At 64.7% G+C, this 17,086-nt stretch carries 21 protein-coding genes; 12 read left to right on the forward strand and 9 right to left on the reverse strand.

Features of this window, described 5'->3' with window-relative positions; all coding sequences use genetic code 11:
* Positions 1-10: 10 nt before the first annotated feature.
* A complete protein-coding gene (locus O3300_RS03115; RefSeq protein WP_305052005.1) occupies positions 11-340 on the reverse strand; it encodes a hypothetical protein in 330 nt (109 codons plus the stop codon).
* A 7-nt stretch (positions 341-347) separates the two neighbouring features.
* Positions 348-722 carry a hypothetical protein gene (locus O3300_RS03120; protein WP_305052006.1) on the reverse strand — a complete coding sequence of 125 codons (375 nt, stop codon included), beginning with the start codon at positions 720-722 and terminating at the stop codon, positions 348-350.
* Positions 723-1,029: 307 nt separating this feature from the next.
* On the opposite strand from O3300_RS03120, the gene O3300_RS03125 reads away from it, so the two are divergent.
* From O3300_RS03125 to O3300_RS03165, 9 genes are all read left to right on the forward strand, one after another.
* Positions 1,030-1,215: a hypothetical protein gene (locus O3300_RS03125; RefSeq protein WP_251348681.1), complete on the forward strand. Its 186-nt coding sequence runs from the start codon at positions 1,030-1,032 to the stop codon at positions 1,213-1,215.
* Between the two features lie 205 nt (positions 1,216-1,420).
* The gene (locus tag O3300_RS03130; RefSeq protein WP_099376727.1) at positions 1,421-1,606 is read left to right on the forward strand and encodes a hypothetical protein; all 186 of its coding nucleotides are present in this window, start codon (positions 1,421-1,423) and stop codon (positions 1,604-1,606) included.
* 64 nt (positions 1,607-1,670) lie between these two features.
* Complete coding sequence (locus O3300_RS03135; RefSeq protein ID WP_305052007.1) at positions 1,671-2,684, forward strand: RimK family alpha-L-glutamate ligase; 1,014 nt, start codon at positions 1,671-1,673, stop codon at positions 2,682-2,684.
* The gene (locus O3300_RS03140) at positions 2,666-3,532 is read left to right on the forward strand and encodes a hypothetical protein (protein ID WP_305052008.1); all 867 of its coding nucleotides are present in this window, start codon (positions 2,666-2,668) and stop codon (positions 3,530-3,532) included. Before O3300_RS03135 ends, O3300_RS03140 begins: the two co-directional genes overlap by 19 nt.
* Positions 3,526-4,047 carry a MauE/DoxX family redox-associated membrane protein gene (locus tag O3300_RS03145; protein WP_289904945.1) on the forward strand — a complete coding sequence of 174 codons (522 nt, stop codon included), beginning with the start codon at positions 3,526-3,528 and terminating at the stop codon, positions 4,045-4,047. The genes O3300_RS03140 and O3300_RS03145 overlap by 7 nt, the downstream gene beginning before the upstream one ends.
* Entirely contained in the window at positions 4,047-4,601 is a 555-nt protein-coding gene (locus tag O3300_RS03150) for a hypothetical protein (protein WP_305052009.1), read from the forward strand. Before O3300_RS03145 ends, O3300_RS03150 begins: the two co-directional genes overlap by 1 nt.
* Positions 4,598-6,370 (forward strand): ABC transporter ATP-binding protein, encoded by a 1,773-nt coding sequence (locus O3300_RS03155; RefSeq protein WP_289904943.1) that lies wholly within the window; start codon positions 4,598-4,600, stop codon positions 6,368-6,370. Before O3300_RS03150 ends, O3300_RS03155 begins: the two co-directional genes overlap by 4 nt.
* Positions 6,371-6,381: 11 nt before the next feature.
* Positions 6,382-6,783 (forward strand): GFA family protein, encoded by a 402-nt coding sequence (locus O3300_RS03160; RefSeq protein WP_251348675.1) that lies wholly within the window; start codon positions 6,382-6,384, stop codon positions 6,781-6,783.
* A gap of 109 nt (positions 6,784-6,892) precedes the next feature.
* On the forward strand, positions 6,893-7,141 hold the full coding sequence (locus O3300_RS03165; protein WP_010398340.1) for a DUF3297 family protein: 249 nt from the start codon (positions 6,893-6,895) through the stop codon (positions 7,139-7,141).
* Between the two features lie 65 nt (positions 7,142-7,206).
* Here the strand turns inward: O3300_RS03165 and O3300_RS03170 are convergent, their stop codons facing one another.
* The 7 genes from O3300_RS03170 to O3300_RS03200 all read right to left on the reverse strand — a co-directional run bounded on the left by O3300_RS03170 (position 7,207) and on the right by O3300_RS03200 (position 14,646).
* Positions 7,207-8,085 (reverse strand): DNA-binding domain-containing protein, encoded by an 879-nt coding sequence (locus O3300_RS03170; RefSeq protein WP_305052010.1) that lies wholly within the window; start codon positions 8,083-8,085, stop codon positions 7,207-7,209.
* A complete protein-coding gene (locus O3300_RS03175; RefSeq protein ID WP_289905580.1) occupies positions 8,075-9,001 on the reverse strand; it encodes a DUF692 domain-containing protein in 927 nt (308 codons plus the stop codon). Before O3300_RS03175 ends, O3300_RS03170 begins: the two co-directional genes overlap by 11 nt.
* Positions 9,001-11,019 carry a ferritin-like domain-containing protein gene (locus tag O3300_RS03180; protein ID WP_305052011.1) on the reverse strand — a complete coding sequence of 673 codons (2,019 nt, stop codon included), beginning with the start codon at positions 11,017-11,019 and terminating at the stop codon, positions 9,001-9,003. Before O3300_RS03180 ends, O3300_RS03175 begins: the two co-directional genes overlap by 1 nt.
* 287 nt (positions 11,020-11,306) lie before the next feature.
* Positions 11,307-11,954, reverse strand: a complete 648-nt coding sequence (locus O3300_RS03185) for a hypothetical protein (protein WP_099667940.1) — start codon at positions 11,952-11,954, stop codon at positions 11,307-11,309.
* Positions 11,951-12,847 (reverse strand): hypothetical protein, encoded by an 897-nt coding sequence (locus tag O3300_RS03190; protein WP_305052012.1) that lies wholly within the window; start codon positions 12,845-12,847, stop codon positions 11,951-11,953. The genes O3300_RS03185 and O3300_RS03190 overlap by 4 nt, the downstream gene beginning before the upstream one ends.
* A 39-nt stretch (positions 12,848-12,886) precedes the next feature.
* Positions 12,887-13,711 (reverse strand): glutaminyl-peptide cyclotransferase, encoded by an 825-nt coding sequence (locus O3300_RS03195; protein ID WP_305052013.1) that lies wholly within the window; start codon positions 13,709-13,711, stop codon positions 12,887-12,889.
* A 26-nt stretch (positions 13,712-13,737) separates the two neighbouring features.
* Complete coding sequence (locus O3300_RS03200; RefSeq protein WP_305052014.1) at positions 13,738-14,646, reverse strand: LysR family transcriptional regulator; 909 nt, start codon at positions 14,644-14,646, stop codon at positions 13,738-13,740.
* A gap of 103 nt (positions 14,647-14,749) precedes the next feature.
* Here O3300_RS03200 and O3300_RS03205 point away from each other — a divergent pair, with 103 nt between their 5' ends.
* The 3 genes from O3300_RS03205 (at position 14,750) to mnmH (ending at position 17,052) form a co-directional block, all read left to right on the forward strand.
* Positions 14,750-15,208, forward strand: a complete 459-nt coding sequence (locus O3300_RS03205; protein WP_305052015.1) for a CidA/LrgA family protein — start codon at positions 14,750-14,752, stop codon at positions 15,206-15,208.
* Positions 15,205-15,894, forward strand: coding sequence for an LrgB family protein (locus O3300_RS03210; RefSeq protein WP_289904934.1), 690 nt, complete (start codon positions 15,205-15,207; stop codon positions 15,892-15,894). The genes O3300_RS03205 and O3300_RS03210 overlap by 4 nt, the downstream gene beginning before the upstream one ends.
* Before the next feature lie 66 nt (positions 15,895-15,960).
* Positions 15,961-17,052 carry a tRNA 2-selenouridine(34) synthase MnmH gene (gene mnmH, locus O3300_RS03215; RefSeq protein WP_305052016.1) on the forward strand — a complete coding sequence of 364 codons (1,092 nt, stop codon included), beginning with the start codon at positions 15,961-15,963 and terminating at the stop codon, positions 17,050-17,052.
* The last annotated feature ends 34 nt before the right edge of the window (positions 17,053-17,086 follow it).

Consider the following 17,086-nt stretch of genomic DNA (forward strand, 5'->3'; position numbering starts at 1 on the left):
GGTCGGAAAGTTACTCTTCCAGCCACACATCCTCATACCCTTGCCGGTCGAGGATGAACCTGGCGCCGCTGGGCAAGGCCAGGTAATCGACCACCTGCGGCAGCATCTGGTGCAGGTGGTCCGCATGCAGGGGCTGGTAAAAGCCACTGGCATCGTCGTGCTCGCCGCAGTGGATGAACCAGCTGATGGTGCCGTTTTCCGGCAGCACGATGCGCGTGCCGTAGATGGGCGACTGGTTCAGGCTGCCGATGGCGAGGGCCACCATGGGCTCGGGCGCTTGCGCGGGCATGCCGAATTTGTCGCAGATGCGCTGCTGTGTGTCGCTGATCGGTGCGGTCATGGTGTTCTCAGGATCCGATGTAGTGGTAATGGAGGCGCAGCGCGCCGTCGTGGCCGGACATTTCCAGGTGCAAGGTTGCCTCGCCCGGCTGGCCATCGGCCAGCAGCAGGCATTCCACGCCCAGCGGCCCGGCATCGGTGGCATACACATCGACGGCCACGCGGCCACCCTTGCCCGGCACGAAGGCTTGCGCCAGCGGCGCCAGGGACAGCGCCTGGTTTGCCGCAAAATAACTGTCGAGCATCTCGATGATCTCGTCGGCCACGCCGGGCGACAGGCCCCAGTCGCGTTGCAGCGCAACAGGATCGCGCCGGTCGAGCGTCTGCACGAACGCGGCGGCCTGCGCATATGCCAGCTGCCGCAAGCTGTCTGTGATGGCCATGTCCATAGAGCGATTCCTGCCTTATCCATTCAACAGGCGCCATTATAGTGCGTGCCCGCGCGCATGGTCGATCCGTTTTCCATCGATAATCAGGCATATTGCCACCCATTTAAAATGGGCCGATATTATTTATCGCACTGCAATAATATAAATGGCCTGCGTGATATTTGGTGAGTATTTCAGAAAGATAATAGCGAATACGATTCAATTCAAGTTGACGCTTATTTATTCCAGCGCTAAGATCGAATGGCCATATACCATGGCATACAACGCAAGCAGTACTTAACCATCACAAGAGGATAGTACAATGCAAAATCAAACCAAATTGTTCGCATTCAAACTGGCAGAGAAACAGGAACAAAAACCGGCGGTGCCCGCCACCGCCTGGAAAGTGCGCGACGGCGTCGCCGTGGCCGGCTGCACCGCGGTGCAAGCTGAGCAATACCGCGACTCTTCGCGCTTCCAGCCGAACGACCGCGGCCAGTATTGCTGATCCCCGGCACGCCATAACCCCCGCCAGGCGTGGGGGTTTCATTCAATCTTCCATATTCAAACTGGCGCCGGCGCCAATTCCGGCGCGGCTTTTCTGCGCGCAATGCATAAAGCCATATGATCGCCTTTCAATTGGCGATTCCATTTTTTAAAATATGTATTTATCGGTAAACATCGGAACATAACCATTCATAGAGGATATTCCCATGCATAAAGAAACCAAACTGTTCGCATTCAAACTGGCGGAAAAGAAGGAACAGGAAAAGCCGGCCCTTCCCGCGCCCTGGAAGGTGCGCGACGGCGTCGCCGTGGCCGGCTGCACGGCGGTCGACAGCGAAGAGCAATACCGCTATTCGCGCATCGGTTCCAGCGATGGCGGCGAGTTCTGCTGATACGTTCCAGCTGAAAGCCTTGCCGCGGCAAGGCTTTTTTCCTTCCCTTACGCAGGCCCCCTCCATGCACAAAAAGGTCTTGATCATCAGCCATAGCGGCGATCTGCACGCCGACCTGGTCGGATCGCTCCTCGCCGCCCGCGGCCATGCCCCTTTCCGTATCGACCTCGACGCCTTTCCCCGTGATTACCAGCTGTGCCAGCGCGTGCAGGACGGCCGCGCCAGCGCGCGCCTGCGCCGCCTGCCCGGCGGCGACTGGCTTGACTTGCAGGACGTGGGCGCCGTCTGGCTGCGCAAGGCGGCCGACTATGCCTATGCCAGCGCCGACCTGACGCCGCAGGAACGCGCTTACGCCCAGCTGGAAACGGAGCAAGCCGTCTTCAGCGTGCTGTACGGTCTCGATTGCTACTGGCTCAGCCATCCGCTGGCCTTGCGCGGCGCCCAATGGAAAGGCGAACAGCTTGCGCGCGCCGCGCGCATGGGCTTTCGCGTGCCCGCCACCGTGATCACCAACGTGCCCGACGACGTGCGCGCCTTCCGCGCGGCCGTCAAGGGACCTATCATTTTCAAGTCCATGTCCACGCCCAGCCTGGCCGCCGAAACGGTCGAGGAGGTTGACAGGGTCAGCGCCGGCATCGGCACCACCATCGTCGACGACGCCATGCTCGACAGCCTGGACGCCGTCGGCGAACTGAGCTGCCAGTTCCAGGAATATATCGCCAAGCAATACGAACTGCGGATCACCGTGATCGGCAAGCAATTGTTTGCCGCGCGCCTGTATTCCCAGGACGATGCCCGCACGGCCATCGATTCGCGCGACATGTCGGCCCCCATCCGCTATGAGGCCTGCACCTTGCCTGCGGAAATACAGCAGCGCTGCCTCGCCTTCGTGCACAGCTATGGCCTCGAATATGGCGCGCTGGACCTGATCGTCACGCCCGAGGGCGAGTATGTTTTCCTGGAAAACAATCCTGTGGGTCAATTCTTGTACGTACAACAACTGGTGCCCGCCCTGCCCCTGCTGGAAAGCGTGGCCGATACCCTGATCGAAGGAGCCGTATGCCGCAGCCAGACCTGAACCGGATCCCCGTCCAGCTGCGCGAGCTGGAACAAGTGCGCGACAGCCGGGCCATCGTCCTGGCCGCATCGCACCTGGACATGGAACTGCTGCCCGCCTTGTACGAGCTGTGCCAGGGTATCGGCCCCGTGGCCCGCCTCGACGTGGTGCTGCATGGACGCGGCGGCATCGTCAACGCGGCGCGCCGCATCGCCCTCCTGCTGCGCCAGCATGCGCGCCACCTGAGCTTTATCGTGCCTTTCCACTGCGAATCGGCCGCCACCCTGCTGGCCCTGGGCGCGGATGACATCATCGCGGGCGACCTGGCCCTGTTCTCGCCCATCGACCCGCAGCTCGAAGGCGCGGATGGCGGCGCGTTTTCCAGCCTGGACATCAAGGTTTTCGGCGACATGGCGCAGCAATGGTTCGGCGTGGATGCGGCTGAAGCGCGCCAGCAATCGCTGTCCCTGCTGTGCGGCAGCATCTTTCCCCCTTCCCTGACGGCCTTTTACCGCACCACCCTGGAACTGGCGCAGATCGGCGAGGAATTGATCGCCTGGCAATTGCCCGATGCCACACCCGAGGCGCGGCGCGCCATCGTCGCGCAACTGGTGACGGGTTATCACTCGCACAACTATGCGTTGACGCGCGAAGAGCTGGCCCGGCTGGGCTTGCGCATGGAACGCGACGCGCATGCGGAACGGCTGGGCTGGGCCATTTCGACGCAATTACAGGCCAGCATAGGCGGCGCCCTGCGCAGCGCACCGGACGAGCCGTGGAACGATGCTCTGCTGGCCACGCGCGACGGCGTGCAGCTGCGGCGCCAGCGTCCGGGCGGCTTTGCGCCCGTGTGGAGCACGCAATGCTGACGTCCGTGCTGGCCACGTTACTGGCCGATACCGCGCGCTACTGCATCGCCTTGCTGCTGCTGGCGGCCAGCGTGGGCAAGCTGCGCAGCTACGGCGACTTTCGCGGCAACCTGGCCACCTCGTTCGGCGTGCCGCCCGGCGCCGCCAGCCTGGCCGCGCCGGCCCTCGTGATGGCGGAATTATCGCTCGCCGGCTGGCTGCTGGCCGGCGGTACCCACATACCGATGCTGCTGTCGCTCTTGCTGTTGACTACCCTCACGGCCGTCCTGGCCTGGCGCTACTTCACGCACAGCGTGGTGCGCTGCAGTTGCTTTGGCGAAGCGGCGCGGCCCGTGTCGCGGTACGACTTGCTGCGCAACGTGCTGGCGGTGGGCATCAACGGCGCCTATTTTGCGCTCGCGCAAGAAACGACCTTGCCCGTCGCCACCACGGCATTGGCAGCCGGACTGGCGGCCATCGTCTGCGTGGCCACGATTTCCCTGCACGACATCGCCACCCTGGCAAAGGCCGACTGATGGATGCCACGACCTTGCAATGGGTGCTGGCGGCCCTGGCGTTTGCCGTTGCGGGCAATATCTGGCTAAGCCTGGCCGTGCTGCGCGCCGGCCGCCGCGAACGCCTCGCGCCCATGGCCCTGGAGCCGGGCCAGCCCCTGCCCGCCGTGCAAGCCCGTCCGCTGGCTGGCGGCCCGCGTTTCCAGCCGGGCGCGGCCGGCCAGGCGGCCGTACTGCTGTTCCTGGCCAGCCGCTGCCCAAAATGCGGGGAAAAGCTGGCCGGCATCGAACGACTGCTGCCGCTGGCGCAGGAAGCGGGCCTGGCCCTGTGGCTGCTCAGCGAGGAGCCGGCCCGCCGGCTGCGCGCCTTCTTGCCCGGCGACAGCCTGCGCTCGGCCACGGCGCGGCTTGCCCTGCGCGACTACCGGCGCGTGAATCCCCTGATGAGCTCGCCATCTTATGTCTTTATTAACTACCAGGGACAAGTGGAAGCTGCCGGCCTGATCGGCGACGAAGACTGGCTGGCCCTCGTGGGGCAATTGCACGCCGAACCGTCGCAGGAGCGCGCCGCATGAGCCATCTGAATGTCGGTCCCCATCTCGAACGGCTGCGCCTGCTGTATCCCGTGCGCTGGCGCATCGCCGCCGGCTTGCTGTGCATGGCCCTCACCGTGGGTGCGCAGCTGGCCTTTCCGCAAGCCATCGCGTATTTCATCGACAACGTGGCGGAACTGACCCGGCGCGGCGTCACGCCGGGCATGGTGGCCGCCATGCTGGCCTTCAGCCTGCTGTATGCGCTGATCACGACCGCGCGCTTCTATCTGCTGCAGTCGGGCGGCCACATGATCGTCATGGGCGTACGCCGGCGCCTGTTCGACGTGGTGATCAACCAGCCCATCGCCTTCTTCGACAAGCACCATGGCGGCGAACTGAACAGCCGGCTCACGTCCGACGTGTCGGCCCTGCACGAAAGCCTGACCATCGGCGCGGCCAACGCCTTGCGCTCGCTGTGCGTCTTCGTGGGCGGCATCGCCATGCTGCTGCATCTGTCACCGATGCTGAGCCTGCCGCTGGCCCTGTTCATTCCCGTCAGCCTGTATCTGGGCAAGTTGTCTGGCAGTAACTACCGGCTGCGCGCGCGGGCCATTTCCGCCAGCCTGGCCGCCAGCGGCAAGGTGGCGCAGGAATACTTTGCCCATGCGCGCCTGGTGCAGGCATTCAACCAGCAAGGCGGCGCCATGGCCCGCTACGCGCAAGCCATGCGGCAATTGCTGGACGTGTCCCTGGCCGGCACGCGGCTGCTGGCCGTGTTCCAGGGCGCGCAGGGCTTGCTGGCCTTCGTTGCCCTGCTGACTACCTTGTGCTTCGGCGCCCACCTGATCGGCCAGGGCCGCTTGAGCGTGGGCGAACTGACGGCCTTCGTCATCTATGCCAGCATGGTGACGGACACGGCCGGCTCCATCAGCGAGTTCTGGAACACGTGGATGCGCACCATGGGTTCGACCGACCGCATCTTCGACATCCTGCGCAGCCACCGCGCCGTGCCCGAGGCGCCGCCGCAGCCGCCGCTGGCCGGCCATATCGCGCTGCGCGACGTGCGTTTTTCGTATCCCGAGCGCGCGCAGGTCATGGCCCTCGACGGCGTCAGCCTGTCCATCCGCGCGGGCGAAAAAATCGCCCTGGTGGGCGCCTCGGGCGCGGGCAAGTCCACCATCGCCAGCCTGGTGCTTGGCCATTACCGGCTTGACGGGGGCAGCCTGCAATTCGACGGCATCGATGCGCACGTGCTGGGCGTGACGCAGCTGCGCCGCCAGATGGCCGTGGTGGAGCAGGAACCGGCCCTGTTTTCCGGCAGCATCGCCGACAATATCGGCTTTGCCGTGCCGGACCGCCGGGTGACGCGCGACGAGATGCTGGCGGCGGCGCGCCTGGCGCACGCCCACGATTTCATCACGGCCTTTCCAGACGGCTACGAAACCCTGGTGGGCGAACGGGGCGTGCAATTGTCCGGCGGACAGAAGCAGCGCATCGCGATCGCCCGCGCCATCCTGCGCGCGCCGAAAATCCTCATCCTGGACGAAGCCACCAGCGCGCTCGACGCCGCCAGCGAACAGCAGGTGCAGCTCGCCCTCGATACCCTGATGCAAGGACGCACCACCATCATCATCGCCCACCGCTTTTCCACCATCGTCAAAGCGGACCGCATCATCGTCTTGGACAAGGGCCGGATTTGCCAGCAAGGCACGCACGCCGAGCTGCTGCGCGCGGGCGGCCAGTATGCGCGGCTGATGCAGCAGCAGCTGTCGCAATTCCAGCAGTTGCATGACAGCACGGCAACACTGTAAAGTAAGTCACGATGAAAAAAACCTGTCATGGCAGTTGCCACTGCGGCGCCGTGCGCTTCGCGGCCGAGATCGACCTGGCGGCGCCCAGCCTGCGCTGCAACTGTTCCTATTGCCTGAAAATCCGCTGCTGGGCCAGCCAAGTGCCGCCCACGGCCTTCCGCCTGCTGGCCGGCGAGGCGGACTTGAGCGAATACCGCTTCGGCGCCGGCCGCGAACGCCACTACTTTTGCCGCCACTGCGGCGTGCGCCTGTTCGGCCGTGGCGATTCCGCCCGCAGCGGTGCGTTTGTCGGCATCGGCGTCAACTGCCTCGACGATGCCTCGGCGGCCGAACTGGCCCGGGTGCCCGTCACCTTTGTCGATGGCTTGCATGACGAGTGGAATGTGCCGCCGCAGGAAACACGGCATCTGTAGGGCGTAGGCATCGCTGGGAAGGGAAATGCGGGAGCGCCGCGCCGCAGCCGGCCAGATAAGCACGCGCACCCCGTTGTCTGGATCGGCATTCTGGGCGATAATTACGGCCATGAACGATACCACCACCTTACCCCCATTGCCCGATCGCCTGTCGATCGACCCCAGCAGCCCTTACCACGTTGCAGCCGTGTTCGAGAACGACGTCGGCATCCGCTTCAACGACAAGGAGCGTCTTGACGTGGAAGAATATTGCATCAGCGAACGCTGGATCAAGGTCGCTTCCACCAAGTCGCTGGATCGCCGCGGCCGTCCGCTGCAGATCAAGCTGAAGGGCAAAGTCGAAGCGTTTTACCGCTAAGCAACGCATTCAACTGTCATCGAGGCCGATTTTCATCGGCCTTTTTTGCGTCCGCCGCTTGTTGTTCAAGCATCGCAGGCGACCAGACCGGCCGCGGCCGCCATGGGCAGCCACAGCATGGCGTCGGCCAGCACCTCGTCCGGCGCCCTGCCGCTGGACTGCGCCGCCTGCCGCGCGCACTGCGCCAGCGGCGCGCCGCCGGCCAGCGCTTGCAGCCAATAAAATTGCCAAGGCTGCAACTCTTGCATGACGAGCCGGTAATGCATGCGCGTAATGGCGACAAAGGCGGGACTTGCCTCCGGCTGGGCCGGCACGGCGTCGCCGGGTGCGGCCTGCGCCCGTTGCCAGTAGTCGCACAGGGGGAACGACAGGGCCAGCAGCCGCGTGCACGGCGCCAGGCGCCAGGCCGGTGTATTTCCTAATAGCAAGTCCAATCCGGAAGGCAGCATGGGCGGCGCCAGCTTTTCCAGGCCCGGCGCCCTGCCCGCCTCGCTGCGTGCCCGTTCCAGCTGCGCCAGTTCCACGGGAAAGCGCAAGGCTGCCCCTTGCGCGCCGGCGGCACGCTGGCTGGCGGCGAGAAAATCGGCAAAGCCGCCGCCCAGGTCATACAAGGTCGGGGAAGCGGACGGGTGGCGCCAGACATAGGCGCGCGCAAAGAAGGCGAACAGCTCGTCGCCCATGACCTTGCGCAAGACGGGATAGTCGGCTTGCAGGCATTCGAGCAGGCGCAGCACATAGCCATCCGCATGGATGTGCAGCGGCGCCGGCCCGCCCCTGGCCCGTTTCAATACTTGCTCCTGCGTCAAGCCATGGCGCTCGCTGGCCAGCTGGACGCCGCGCGCCGCGCCGCCCGGCGCCGTCATCGCCGTCAGGAACCACGCCTGCAATTGCGCCAGCGGCGCGCGGGCGTCGCCAGATTCGCCTGCGGCGGTGCTACGGGGCATGGGCCGCCTCCAGGTGAAAGCCCAGCGGCGCGGACACGGCGGCGGCAGCCGTGGCGGGCGCCGCATCCGCGAATTCTCCCCGTTCGGCCGCGCGCGCCTTGTCGAGTTCGGCCAGCAGCTGAGGATACGGGGGAATGCCGGCATCCCATTCCAGCAGGGCCGACACGCCGCCCGTCAGCCGCTGCGCCAGCGCGTACAGGCGCCAGACGGCGGCCGGCACGGGCGCGTCGTGGGTGTCGATCAGCACGGCGCCGCACACGGTCGGCCCGGCCAGGTGGATCTGCACGATGTGCGCGTGCGGCAACTGGCGGATGTAGGCGGCCGCGTCATAGCCGTGGTTATGCGCGCTGACGTGGACATTGTTGACGTCAAGCAAGAATCCGCACCCCGTATCCTCGGCCAGGCGGCCCAGGAATTCCCATTCCGGCATGCTGGACTGGGCAAATTCCACGTAGGTGCTGGGGTTTTCCAGGACCAGGGGACGGCCCAGGAATTCCTGCACCTGCCGCACGCGTCCCGCTACGTGGCGCAGGCTGGCCTCGTCCAGCGGCAGCGGCAGCAAGTCGTGGCTGTTGAGCGAGGCGGCACCCGTCCAGCACAGGTGGTCGGAAATCCACACGGGCCGGATCTCCTCGGCCAGCTGGCGCAGCTTGCGCAGGTAGCCGAGATTGAGCGGATCGCTGCTGCCGATCGACAGCGAGACGCCATGCATGACGATGGGCACCTGCGCCGCCACCTGCTCCAGCACGTGGCGCGCATAGCCGTGGTTGTCGATGAAGTTCTCGCTGATGATCTCGAACCAGTCCACCTGCGGCCCGTGGCGCAGGATGTGTTCATAATGCGGTGGGCGCAGCCCCACGCCCAGGCCCAGGTTCGGCAAGCCCAGGCGTGGCGGCACCCCGTGCGTGGCCCGCATCAGGTCGACGGCGGCAAGGCCAGGCGCAGGTCGGTGGGCGGCGGCGGCGCCCCCACCGGCGTGCCGCGCGCCGCCATCACCTTGCCATAGGCTTCCCATGCCTTGTCGTAGACATTGTCGCCCAGCGCAAAGCTCATGCTCTGGCCCAGCGGAATGCTGCGGTGGTCGGGCGCGGGGCCGAAATCGTACAGGGTCATGGTGGCGGGCTCGGGCGGTTCCTTGCCCGAGGTGTTCGGATACAGCTGCGAGGCCGAAATCGGCACGGCGCAGCCGCCGAAGCCGCCGCATTTGTTGTCGCTGGGCGCGCTGTAGACTTTGTCGGGCTGCGGCGGAGGCGGCGGCACATAGCACGGCGTGCCCGGCGACGCGGCCAGCTTGACCGAGTGGCCGCAGGACGAGCCGCCCGTGTCGGCCTGGGCAAAGCCGCAGCCGCCCTGGGCGTGGCAGCCGTTGGAGCCGCGGCAGGTGTGGTAGACGGCCAGCGCGGCGCAGGTGGACGACGCTTCGCCCTCCAGGTGCATGCCCTGGCAGGCGTGGTACAGCACGCTTTTCTCGGCCAGCGGCACGCCCGTTGCCAGGTTCGGCGCCTGGCCCAGCACGGCCCAGCAGATGGCCATGCGGTCGCCCGCGCCCACCATCGACGGATACGGGAAGTCCAGGTCCTGGTTCAGCCAGTACTTGTCCAGCACGGAAGTGATGCCATAGATGGCGCCCGTGGCGACCGTGCTCAGCATCCCCAAGGTGCCGCTGCTATCCTTCAGGCGGTTCAGGGCGCCGGCCACGGCCGCCGGAGCCGGGATATTCCTGGGCGCGGTGGCCGGGTTGTAGCGCTCGTTGGTCAGCATGGCCTCGCTCCAGCGTCCCCCGTCCTGGTGCCAGCCGGCCCAGGTTTTTACGGGCAGCATGGCCTTCACCTGGCCGAAACGCTCGTAGTGGTCGAACGGGGCGCTGTCGTGGCGCGCCTGCGCGTCGCGCGATTCGGCATCCTTGCCATTGTTCGCGTAGGACGGATAATCGCACTTCAGGGCGGCCAGGTCTTCGCGGTAATCGGGCTGCACGGCCATCAGGCGCTGCGCCGCGTCGCGGCGGTAGCGCTGGATGGCCGTTGCGCTGCCTTCGCCCTGGTCCGTGATGGCCGCCATCATGTCGATGGCCTTGTTGAACGAGCCCGTCTGGCCGCCATCCTGGTCTTGCGGGCCGAAACAGGTGTCGAACTTGGGAAATTCCGCCCGCGCATGGCCCTGCACCTGGCTGTTGAACATGTCTTGCTGCACCGAACCGTTGACGAACAGCTTTTGCCACAAGGTCTGGCCATCCGCGTATTCGATGCCGATGTAGCGCGCATAGCATTCGTACATGTAGCCGATGGTGCCGAACAGGGGCAGATCATGCACGTGCTTGCCCGGCGTCCAGCCCACGAACGGTACCTCGGGGAAATATTTGGTGTGGTTGTGCTTGTCGAACTCGGCCAGCTGGGCGCGGGCCTGCTCCTCCGGCTGCTCGATGGCGAGGAACAGGTCGCACTGGTTGGCGTTCAGCTCTTCCAGGTTGACGCGCACGTGGCGGTAGCCGGACGTGTCCTGCAAGTCGACGATGTGCGGGATCACCGTGCAGCTCTTGCCATAGCAAGTCCAGCCGTGGTCCTGCGATTGCAGCTCCGAACCCGTGAAGCATGGCGCCGTGCCGATGGCCGTGGCCAGGTTGGCCGCCATCTGCAGGTGCAGCATTTCCTGGATGAAAACGCTGAAGATGATATTGAAGGCCTTTTGCTCCGCCAGCTCGGGCCGGGCCGTGGTGCCCATGCCCGGCCACTGGCGGCCTTCGTAATACGTGATGCCTTTCGAGTTGATCTGGTGCGTGCCCTGGATCGAATACATGGTGGCCATGTACAGGGGAATGGTGAACAGTTCGACGCTGACGGCCGCCTGGGCGATGGCGCGCACGGCGGCCTTGTCGGTGTCCAGCATGTCGAGCGGACGCCCGGTGATGGCGGGCTGGGTGCTTCCTAAAACGGGCATTTTCATTCTGTATCTCCACAGGAAGGATGCGTTTCGGATATCGGGCCGCGCCGCGCCATCTGCGTGCGCCGATCACGGCACAGAAATCATACGCCTGAGAAAGATACTTTTGCGGCAAGATTTATGCGCCGATCCAGACATTGACCTGCGTCAATATCGCCACCCTTACGCCGTGAAAATAGGCGTTTCAGGCGGTCATTCGATGACAATTGAATAGAATCGGCAAAACGCGCGCGTGTATAAGCGGCGCGCCGGCAAACGCCGGCGCATGGCTTGCATGGTGATAGTCAGGTGCCGGGCGGCGGCTGGAAGGCGCAAAAGCCGGGCCACTGGTCGCGGCTGTCGCATACTTTCAGGCAGCCTTTGTCATCCTTGAACGTGGCGACCACCTTGATGTGGAAACCGTATTTTGGCGTGGTGGCCAGGAAGGCGGACGGGCAGCTTTGCTCGTTGCTGAAACGGAAAGTGATTTCTTCGCGGCGGCCCTTGCGCTCAAAGCCCAGCATGAAGGTTTCATTGCTGTTCCACTGCGCCTTGCCCGGCACGCGGAAGCGGTAGCGCGGGCTGCCCTGCTGCTGGCCGTCAAGTTTCTGGCCGAAGACGCGGCTGCTGGCCGTGGCCGTTTCGACCTTGGCGATCGGATAGGGCACGGCAAACATGTAGGTGCCGGCAAAACCCTGGTCGAAGCCGAGGCCCTTCTGGTAAAACGGCACGACGATATGCGGCGCGCCCGTGTATTCCACGGTATTGCGGGCCGTTACGCGCGACGTCAGCTTGTCATCGGGCGCTTGCCCGAAGACCACGTCCAGTTCCAGCAAGGCTTGTTGCTTGTCGATGTCTTGCGCCAGATAATCCTGGGCGAATATTTCCCCGTGCACGCAGCCGGCCAGCGCGGAGGCGGCGAAGCAGCCGGCGATCAGTCCAGGTATGCTCATGGCTGTTCCCCCTCCGGCGGCGCGGAAATGAGGCCCAGCCCCGTCACCTGCAAGCCGTTCTTGCCCTGTTTCCATTGAAATTGCTGGCCGAACCAGGCCAGTTCCAGCTCGCGCCGGATGCGGTTCGAATCCGTGCGGCCCTGGCGCGCCTTGATGGCGGCGCCCGCCTGTTCGGAAGCGGCCTGCGACAAGGGCTTCAGCCACCGTTGATAGGTGTCGGCCGGCAAGGTCAGGACACCGGCCACGCCGTCGTCGCGCGTGGCGACGACGACCTCCACGCTGGTTGCCCTGCGGACCAGATAGGCGCCGCGCCGGCTGTCGGGCGAGACGGAGACCAGCATGGCGGGCGCGTAATCGCCCGTGACGATGCCCGGCATGTCAAACCACAGCAGTTCGCCCGTGTCCGTATCGAGCGCGCGGCCGTCGCGGGCAAACAGCAGTATTTCGCTGCGGCCCGGCTGCGGCACGCCCCATTCGGGGTCGCGCTCCGTGCGCACCATGTCGTCGCGCCGCAAAGGACTGACGGGGCGCATCAGCGGTTCGCCGTTCTGCACGCCGATCAATATCGTGCCCTGGCCCGTATAGCCCTTGGTAAAGGCCAGCAGCATGGGCTGGCCTTCGCGCCTGGCCTTCAGGGGCCGCACTTCCACCACTTCGCGCGCGCCGCCGGGCCAATAGCCGTGCTTACGGAAAGACAAGTTGACGAGCGGGTCGTGGCGGTCGCGCGTGACGACAAAGTCGCCGTATTGCTGCATCACCGGCACGTATGGCGTTTGCGCCTGCGCGGCGGGCAAGACGGCGGCCAGCAAGCTGGCAGCGGCCGCCAGGCGGCATAAAGGAAGGGACAGCATGGCATCCTGCAAGAGTCGCACGGGGCGAAGGAACAGCATCATAGACGATTCTTCGCTAGCAACACTGTCCGATAGGAAACATCAGTGGCGCTGGATTTCGATCAGCTCGATCTCGAACAGCTTGGGCCACAGTTTCCCCGTGACAAACAAACGCTTGCCGCGCGCATCCCAGGCGATGCCATTGAGCACGGCGTCGGGATTGGCCGTGCCCCGCTGCTCGGACGGCAGCAAGCCCGTCAGGTCGATCCAGCCGACAACTTTGCCGCTGGCCGGGTCGATGCGGGCGATCACGTCCGCACCCCACACATTGGCAAACAATTGCCCGTCGACCATTTCCAGTTCATTCAGGCGTTCGATGGGACGGCCCTCGGCCTTCACTTCGAAGCGGCGCACCTCGGCCAGGGTTTTCGGATTGAGCACGCGGATGGCTGCCGTGCCGTCGCTCATGTAGACGAAATGACCATCGCTGGCCAGGCCCCAGCCTTCGCCCTGGTAGCTGAATTTGCGTTTCAGCTTGAACGTTTTCTGGTCGAACACATAACCGGTCTGCGAAATCCACGTCAAGCCCAGGATTTCATCGCCCACATCCGTGATTCCTTCGCCAAACACCGTTTTGTCCAGCATGCTTTTCTGCAGCACCTTGCCCGTCGTCAATTCCACCTTGCGCAAGGACGACTGGCCGTTCTGGCCCGTGCTTTCATACAGATGGCCATCCTTGAACAGCAAGCCCTGGGTAAACGCCTGGGGGTCGTGCGGATAGGTATTCTTGACGAAATAGCCATACACGGGGATGGCGGCCTGGGCGTAGCCCATTTCGCTCATCAGGCCCACGGTGCATAACAATCCCAGCAGCAGCGAGCCGGCCGTGCGTTTGATTTTGGCTGTAACCTTGGCGTTGATGTTCATCTGGTCGGACGGAAGTTGGCGAGCGCCTATTGTAAACGTGCCGCGTCCGTCATGCGCGCCCTGACGAGCTCCAGCCAGGCGCGGGCGGCAAACGACAGCCGCCCGCCGCGCCGCCAGGCCAGCATCAGATTCCATTCCACGGGCGGGCCGTCCAGGGGAATGACGGCAAACTGCGACGGCTCCAGGGTGTCGCAGTACATCTTCGGCAGCAGGCAGATGCCCACGCCCTGCCGCACCAGCGAGGCAATAAAGTCCCACTGACCGCTGCGGCCCGTGATGCGCGGGGCGAAACCGGCGCGCTGGCAGGCGTCCAGCACGATGTCGTTCAAGGCAAATGCGGCGCCATAGAAAATGAAGGGGCTGTCGGCCAGTTCGGCCAGGGCGACGGAAGCACGTCCCTGCCACGGCGAGCCGGGCGCGGCCAGCAGGCACAGCGGCGAGCGCACGAGGGGCAGCGCCTCGAAATCCTGCCAGGTGGCCGCATTGCCAGGGTAGTCGAGCATGGTGCCCAGCTCCACCGTGCCCGTGCGCAAGTCGCGCTCGATCGCTTGCGTGCCGCTTTCGTACATTTTCAGCTCGATGCCCGGATAGCGCTGGTGGTACTCGGCCAGCCACGGTGCCAGGGTGGAATGGGTTTGCGGCGACACGCCTACCCGTAATTCTCCCCGTTCCAGATGTTGCAGGTCGCGCAACTCCACCTTCAGTTCCGCGTGCAGGGCCAGCAATGTATGCGCGCGCGACAGCACCACCTTGCCCGCGTCCGTCAGGGTAAAACGTTTGCCCGCGCGGTCCAGCAAGGCCAGGTCCAGCGACTGTTCCAGCTGGGCAATCATCTTGCTCACTGTCGGTTGCGTCACGTGCAGCCTGGCGGCCGCGCGCGTAAAACTGTTCTGTTCCACCACTTCGACGAAGTAGCGCAGCGAACGGATATCCATGATGCATTCCAATATCGAATGATTTTCATGAGTTTAAGTCATTTTATCTTTTGATGTGGGGTCTCTACAATGAAAACTTCCCCCTGCCGTTTGAAAGCCTGCCGTGAAAGCCTTGCACTGTTCCACCGCCGCCCTGCCCGCCATCCCTGCCTGGCGCCAGCCCGTGCACACCGTGTGGCAAGTGGGCGTGCTGATCGCCGCCTGGTGGCTGGCCGATGAGGCCGCCTCTGCCCTGCACCTGCCATTTTCCGGCGGGGTCGTGGGTCTGTTCGTACTGGTGGCCCTGCTGCTGGCGGGTTGGGTGCGGCCAACCGCCATCGAACTGGGCGCGAACTGGCTGCTGGCCAACATGCTGCTGTTCTTCATTCCGCTGGTCGTGTCCGTGGTGCAATTTACGCAACTGTTGAAGTCGCAAGGTCTGATGCTGTTCGTGAATATCGGCCTGGGCTTTGCCAGCGTGATGCTGGCCACGGCGTTGACGGTGGAATGGGTGTGCCGCTATGAGCGCAAGTTGCGCCTGCAGAAACTGCTGCGCCGCCGCGCCGCGAGGACAGCGGCATGAATACCCTGCTGTTGTCGCTGCTGTTTTTGCTGCTGACCCTGGTGCTGTTCTACGCCAACCAGGCGCTGCACCGCCGCCATCCGCATTTCCTGCTCACGCCCGCCATCTGCACCTCGGCGATATTGATCGTCATCGTGCAGGCGACGTCGACGCCGTTCGCCACGTACTTCGGCGAAACGCGCTGGCTGCCGTGGCTGCTGGGCCCGGCCACCATTGCGTTTGCGCTGCCCATCTTCCAGGAACGCAAGCTGATCCGCAAACACTGGCTGGCCCTGTCGCTGGGCAGCTGCGCCGGCATTGTTGCCTCGATGGCCGCCACCCTGTTGCTGGACCGGCTGCTGGGCGTGCATGGCGACATGGCGCGCAGCCTGCTGGCCCGTTCCGTGTCGACGCCGTTCGCGCTGGAAGCGTCGCGCCACATGGGCGGCTCGGCCCAGTTGACGGGCATCTTCGTCGTGATGACGGGCTTGTTCGGCTTGATGCTGGGCAAACCGCTCTTGAAACTGCTGCCCTTGCGCATGCGCATCGCCCGTGGCGCCCCGTATGGCGCGGCCGCGCACGGTTTTGGCTTATCCGTGGCGCGCCGGGTCGGCACGGAAGAAGGCGCCGTGGCCAGCCTGACGATGATTTTCTCGGGCGTCGTGACCGTATTGCTGGCGCCGCTGCTGGGCAGATTGTTGGGCTAACGGTCCACGGGAAAGGCGTTTATCGGGGATAATACGTCTTTCCCCATTCCAAGCAGCCGCGCCACGATGAAATACCCTGCAGTGCTTCCCTTCAGCGACATCCTGCCGCGCCTGAATGAATTCGATGCCATCATCGACGTGCGCAGCCCGTCCGAGTTCGCGGAAGACCACTTGCCCGGCGCCATCAACCTGCCCGTGCTGGACGACGAGCAACGCGTGCGCGTCGGCACTTTATACAAGCAGACCAGCGCCTTCGAAGCGAAGAAGCTGGGCGCGGCGCTGGTGGCGAAAAATATCGCGCGGCATATCGAAGACGGTTTCCTCGGCCATCCGCAGCACTGGAAACCCCTCGTGTACTGCTGGCGCGGCGGCAACCGCAGCGGCGCCATGGCGCACATCCTCGCGCGCATCGGCTGGCCCGTCACGCAGCTCGAGGGCGGCTACAAGGATTACCGCCGCCACGTGAATGCGGAACTGGCCACCCTGCCCGAACGCTTCGACTTCATCAACGTGCTGTGCGGCCCCACGGGCAGCGGCAAGAGCCGTTTGCTGCAAGTGCTCGACAAGCAAGGCGCGCAAGTGATCGACCTGGAAGACCTGGCGGCCCACCGCGGCTCCGTGCTGGGCGGCTTGCCCGAGGCGGACCAGCCGGCGCAAAAAGCGTTTGAAAGCGCGCTGTGGCAGCAACTGCGCCATTTCGACCCGCAACTCCCCGTCTTCATCGAATCGGAAAGCAAGAAAGTGGGCCGTTTGCGCGTGCCCGATGCGCTGATGGACAAGATGCGCGCGGCCGCCTGCACGGACGTGCGCCTGGCCACGGAGCAGCGCGTGCAATTGCTGATGCAGGACTATGAGCATTTCGTCGGCGATGCGGCGCGCCTGAACGTGCAGCTGGCCCTGTTGACGCAGCTGCATGGCAAGGAGAAAATTGCCCACTGGCAGCAGCTGGCCACTTCCGGCCGCATGGCCGAGCTCGTGGAAGAGTTGCTGGTGCAGCATTACGACCCCGTCTACCGGCAATCGATCGCCCGCAACTTCAGCCGCTACGCCCAGGCGACGCCGCTGGTCTTGCCCGACATTTCAGAACATGCCTTTGAGCAAGCCGCGCGCGCATTATGTGCTATCGTCGGCGAACACCGTGCCGCCAGCGCCGCGTAAGCGCCGGCGCAGCTTTTGATGACCTTTTTGAGCA

Origin of the sequence: Janthinobacterium sp. SUN206 (genome assembly GCF_030587305.1) — a bacterium.
GTDB lineage: Bacteria > Pseudomonadota > Gammaproteobacteria > Burkholderiales > Burkholderiaceae_D > Janthinobacterium > Janthinobacterium kumbetense.

Bases quoted from the DNA above. Each gene is read 5' to 3' on its own strand.
- O3300_RS03115 (WP_305052005.1), bottom strand. From the start codon at position 340: ATGACCGCACCGATCAGCGACACACAGCAGCGCATCTGCGACAAATTC.
- O3300_RS03120 (WP_305052006.1), bottom strand. From the start codon at position 722: ATGGCCATCACAGACAGCTTGCGGCAGCTGGCATATGCGCAGGCCGCC.
- O3300_RS03125 (WP_251348681.1), top strand. From the start codon at position 1,030: ATGCAAAATCAAACCAAATTGTTCGCATTCAAACTGGCAGAGAAACAG.
- O3300_RS03130 (WP_099376727.1), top strand. From the start codon at position 1,421: ATGCATAAAGAAACCAAACTGTTCGCATTCAAACTGGCGGAAAAGAAG.
- O3300_RS03135 (WP_305052007.1), top strand. From the start codon at position 1,671: ATGCACAAAAAGGTCTTGATCATCAGCCATAGCGGCGATCTGCACGCC.
- O3300_RS03140 (WP_305052008.1), top strand. From the start codon at position 2,666: ATGCCGCAGCCAGACCTGAACCGGATCCCCGTCCAGCTGCGCGAGCTG.
- O3300_RS03145 (WP_289904945.1), top strand. From the start codon at position 3,526: ATGCTGACGTCCGTGCTGGCCACGTTACTGGCCGATACCGCGCGCTAC.
- O3300_RS03150 (WP_305052009.1), top strand. From the start codon at position 4,047: ATGGATGCCACGACCTTGCAATGGGTGCTGGCGGCCCTGGCGTTTGCC.
- O3300_RS03155 (WP_289904943.1), top strand. From the start codon at position 4,598: ATGAGCCATCTGAATGTCGGTCCCCATCTCGAACGGCTGCGCCTGCTG.
- O3300_RS03160 (WP_251348675.1), top strand. From the start codon at position 6,382: ATGAAAAAAACCTGTCATGGCAGTTGCCACTGCGGCGCCGTGCGCTTC.
- O3300_RS03165 (WP_010398340.1), top strand. From the start codon at position 6,893: ATGAACGATACCACCACCTTACCCCCATTGCCCGATCGCCTGTCGATC.
- O3300_RS03170 (WP_305052010.1), bottom strand. From the start codon at position 8,085: ATGCCCCGTAGCACCGCCGCAGGCGAATCTGGCGACGCCCGCGCGCCG.
- O3300_RS03175 (WP_289905580.1), bottom strand. From the start codon at position 9,001: ATGCGGGCCACGCACGGGGTGCCGCCACGCCTGGGCTTGCCGAACCTG.
- O3300_RS03180 (WP_305052011.1), bottom strand. From the start codon at position 11,019: ATGCCCGTTTTAGGAAGCACCCAGCCCGCCATCACCGGGCGTCCGCTC.
- O3300_RS03185 (WP_099667940.1), bottom strand. From the start codon at position 11,954: ATGAGCATACCTGGACTGATCGCCGGCTGCTTCGCCGCCTCCGCGCTG.
- O3300_RS03190 (WP_305052012.1), bottom strand. From the start codon at position 12,847: ATGATGCTGTTCCTTCGCCCCGTGCGACTCTTGCAGGATGCCATGCTG.
- O3300_RS03195 (WP_305052013.1), bottom strand. From the start codon at position 13,711: ATGAACATCAACGCCAAGGTTACAGCCAAAATCAAACGCACGGCCGGC.
- O3300_RS03200 (WP_305052014.1), bottom strand. From the start codon at position 14,646: ATGGATATCCGTTCGCTGCGCTACTTCGTCGAAGTGGTGGAACAGAAC.
- O3300_RS03210 (WP_289904934.1), top strand. From the start codon at position 15,205: ATGAATACCCTGCTGTTGTCGCTGCTGTTTTTGCTGCTGACCCTGGTG.
- mnmH (WP_305052016.1), top strand. From the start codon at position 15,961: ATGAAATACCCTGCAGTGCTTCCCTTCAGCGACATCCTGCCGCGCCTG.